At 62.7% G+C, this 3375-nt stretch carries 5 protein-coding genes; all 5 read left to right on the forward strand.

Features of this window, described 5'->3' with window-relative positions; translation table 11 throughout:
• Positions 1-532 (forward strand): glutathione synthase (locus DBR24_RS32730; protein ID WP_256591612.1); only part of this gene is annotated, 532 nt, incomplete at its 5' end.
• Positions 533-698: 166 nt separating this feature from the next.
• On the forward strand, positions 699-1598 hold the full coding sequence (locus DBR24_RS18255) for an energy transducer TonB (protein ID WP_123469537.1): 900 nt from the start codon (positions 699-701) through the stop codon (positions 1596-1598).
• Positions 1599-1784: 186 nt separating this feature from the next.
• Entirely contained in the window at positions 1785-2357 is a 573-nt protein-coding gene (locus DBR24_RS18260) for a YqgE/AlgH family protein (RefSeq protein WP_123469539.1), read from the forward strand.
• Entirely contained in the window at positions 2357-2794 is a 438-nt protein-coding gene (ruvX, locus tag DBR24_RS18265; RefSeq protein ID WP_128615447.1) for a Holliday junction resolvase RuvX, read from the forward strand. The genes DBR24_RS18260 and ruvX overlap by 1 nt, the downstream gene beginning before the upstream one ends.
• Before the next feature lie 80 nt (positions 2795-2874).
• On the forward strand, positions 2875-3375 hold a 501-nt coding region (gene pyrR / locus DBR24_RS18270; protein ID WP_128615448.1), incomplete at its 3' end, for a bifunctional pyr operon transcriptional regulator/uracil phosphoribosyltransferase PyrR.

Genomic DNA, 3375 nt, shown 5'->3' on the forward strand with positions numbered 1-3375 from the left:
GCTGCGTGAATTCGCCGCCAAACACGGTGACGTGATCCTCAAGCCGCTGGACGGCATGGGCGGCACCTCGATCTTCCGCCACCGCGCGGGCGATCCGAACCTGTCGGTGATTCTGGAAACCCTGACCGCCCTCGGTGGCCAGCAGATCATGGGCCAGGCCTACCTGCCGGCGATCAAGGACGGCGACAAGCGCATCCTGATGATCGACGGCGAGCCGGTGGATTACTGCCTGGCGCGGATTCCGGCCCAGGGCGAAACCCGTGGCAACCTCGCCGCCGGTGGTCGTGGCGAAGCGCGGCCGCTGACCGACAAGGATCGCTGGATCGCCGCGCAAGTCGGCCCGACCCTGCGCGAGAAAGGCCTGCTGTTCGTCGGTCTGGACGTGATTGGCGAGCACCTGACCGAAATCAACGTCACCAGCCCGACCTGCATCCGCGAAATCGACAATGCCTTCGGCACCGACATCGGCGGCATGCTGATGGATGCGATCGAAAAGCAGCTGCAAGCCTCGAGCCGCAAGCAGCAAGCCTGACGGCCAGCTACAAGCCGCAAGCCATGAGCTACAAGCTTTTACTTGCAGCTTGCCGCTCGAAACTTGCAGCTGCCCTTATGTCGCTTGCCGCTTGAAGCTTGCAGCTAAAAACCAACATTGCGTTATCATGCCGAGCCCGTAAAAACGCGATGTTGGTTTTTCTGTCATGACCCTCCCGTCCGATCTGCCCGCAGAACTCGCCCACCGTGGCGTGCGCCCGGCCGATCGCCTCGGATTTACCCTGTTTCTCGCGGCGCTGATTCATTTGGCGCTGCTGCTCGGCGTCGGCTTCACCATGGTCGAGCCCAAGCAAATCAGCAAAACCCTGGAAATCACCCTCGCCACCTTCAAGAGCGACACCAAGCCGAAGAAGGCCGATTTCCTCGCCCAGGAAAACCAGGAGGGCAGCGGCACGCTGGACAAGAAGGCGATCCCCAAGACCACCGAGGTCGCGCCGTTCCAGGACAATCAGGTCAAGAAAGTCACCCCGCCTCCGGCCGCCAAGCCGGAAGTCCGTGAAGCCGCGCCCAAGGCTGCCGTGACCACGGTGGCGCCGAAACAGCAAAAGGCGCCGACCAAGAAAGAAGAAACCAAGACCGAGACCAAACCGGCGGTCGACGCACCGACGTTCGATAGCTCGCAGCTGTCCAGCGACATCGCCAGCCTCGAAGCGGAACTGGCCAAGGAACAACAGCTGTACGCCAAACGCCCGCGCATTCACCGTTTGAGCGCCGCCTCGACCATGCGCGACAAGGGCGCCTGGTACAAGGATGACTGGCGCAAGAAGGTCGAGCGGATCGGCAACCTCAATTACCCGGAAGAAGCCCGGCGCAAGCAGATCTACGGCAACCTGCGCCTGATGGTCTCGATCAACCGCGACGGCTCGCTGTATGAAGTGCTGGTGCTCGAATCCTCCGGCCAGCCATTGCTGGATCAGGCGGCCCAGCGCATCGTCCGGCTGGCCGCACCGTTTGCACCGTTTACCGGTGATCTGTCGGATATCGACCGACTGGAAATCATCCGCACCTGGAAATTCGCCCGGGGCGACAAACTCTCGAGCAACTGACACACCGCAACCCCTTGTGGGAGCGAGCTTGCTCGCGAAGAGGCCGGCACATGCACCATTGATGTTGCCTGACCTGACGCCTTCGCGAGCAAGTCGAATCGTCGCACCGTCGCTCCCACATTTGATCTGCGTTGTTCTCTGATCCTCAGCTTGTCAGTTTGCCCCTTCGACGCCACACTATCGCTCATGAAAAACGTCAGCCCCAGCTACCTCAAGCATCACTTCCTGATCGCCATGCCACACATGGCCGACCCGAACTTTGCCCACACCTTGACCTACATCGTCGAGCACACGGCCAATGGCGCCATGGGGCTGGTGGTCAATCGACCGCAAGAGCTGAATCTGGCTGACATCCTCGAACAACTACGCCCGGACATCGAGCCGCCAGCACTCTGCCAGCACGTACCGATTTTCATCGGCGGCCCGGTGCAGACTGATCGTGGTTTTGTCCTGCACCCGGCCGGCCAGATGTTCCAGGCCACCGCGCAACTGGACGGCGATCTGGCGCTCTCCACTTCCCAGGACGTGCTGTTTGCCATCGCGGACGGTGCAGGCCCGGCGAAAAGCCTGATCGCCCTCGGTTACGCGGGTTGGGAAGCCGGGCAACTGGAGGCCGAACTGGCCGACAACGCCTGGCTGACCTGCCCGTACGATGCCGACATCCTGTTCAACACCAGCAGCGAACTGCGTCTGGAAGCGGCGGCACGGCACCTGGGGATCAACCTCAGTCTGCTGACCAGCCAGGCAGGCCACGCCTGATGGCCCTGCGTCTGATTCTCGGCTTCGACTACGGCACCAAACAGATCGGCGTTGCAGTCGGCCAGGTGATTACCGGCCAGGCCCGCGAGCTGTGCACCCTGAAAGCGCAGAACGGCGTTCCGGACTGGAACCAGGTCGAAGCGCTGTTCAAGGAATGGAAACCCGACGCCGTGGTGGTTGGCCTGCCGCTGAACATGGACGGCACGCCCAGCGAAATGTGCCTGCGCGCCGAGAAATTCGCCCGACGTCTCAACGGCCGCTTCAATATGCCCTTCTATACCCACGACGAACGCCTGACCACCTTTGAGGCCAAAGGCGAGCGACTGGTGCGTGGCGGGCAGAAAGGCAGTTACCGCGACAACCCGGTGGACGCCATCGCCGCCGCTCTGCTGTTGCAGGGCTGGCTCGATGAAAACACTGCATTGTTTGAATCCTGACAAGCGCTTCGGCGCTTTTCTTTTGAGCTACGACCCGAGCCGCGTCCAAGGACCCGGCTCGACCCCAAGAAGGAGCAACCATGAGCCTGCCAAATCCCGCCGAGCTGATCAGCCAGATGGCGACCCGCCTCAAGGCGCACCTTGCCCAGCGTGAGATCCGCGAACCGCGTTACATCGGCATCCGCACCGGCGGTATCTGGGTCGCGCAGGCCCTGCTCAAGGAATTGGGCAGCGATGCGCCACTGGGCACGCTGGATGTTTCCTTCTACCGCGACGACTTCAGCCAGAACGGCCTGCACCCGCAAGTGCGCCCCTCGGCCCTGCCCTTCGAGATCGAAGGCCAGCATCTGGTGCTGATCGACGACGTGCTGATGAGCGGCCGCACCATCCGCGCCGCGATGAACGAACTGTTCGACTATGGCCGCCCGGCCAGCGTGACCCTGGTCTGCCTGCTCGACCTGGACGCCGGCGAGCTGCCGATCCGCCCGAACGTGGTCGGCGCGACCCTGTCGCTGGCCGCCCACGAGCGGGTCAAGCTGTCCGGCCCCGAGCCGCTGACGCTCGAACTGCAAGACCTGAAC

Origin of the sequence: Pseudomonas sp. HMWF006 (assembly GCF_003061205.1) — a bacterium.
In the GTDB taxonomy this organism is placed as follows: domain Bacteria; phylum Pseudomonadota; class Gammaproteobacteria; order Pseudomonadales; family Pseudomonadaceae; genus Aquipseudomonas; species Aquipseudomonas monsensis.

Bases quoted from the DNA above. Each gene is read 5' to 3' on its own strand.
- DBR24_RS18260 (WP_123469539.1), top strand. From the start codon at position 1,785: ATGAAAAACGTCAGCCCCAGCTACCTCAAGCATCACTTCCTGATCGCC.
- ruvX (WP_128615447.1), top strand. From the start codon at position 2,357: ATGGCCCTGCGTCTGATTCTCGGCTTCGACTACGGCACCAAACAGATC.
- DBR24_RS18255 (WP_123469537.1), top strand. From the start codon at position 699: ATGACCCTCCCGTCCGATCTGCCCGCAGAACTCGCCCACCGTGGCGTG.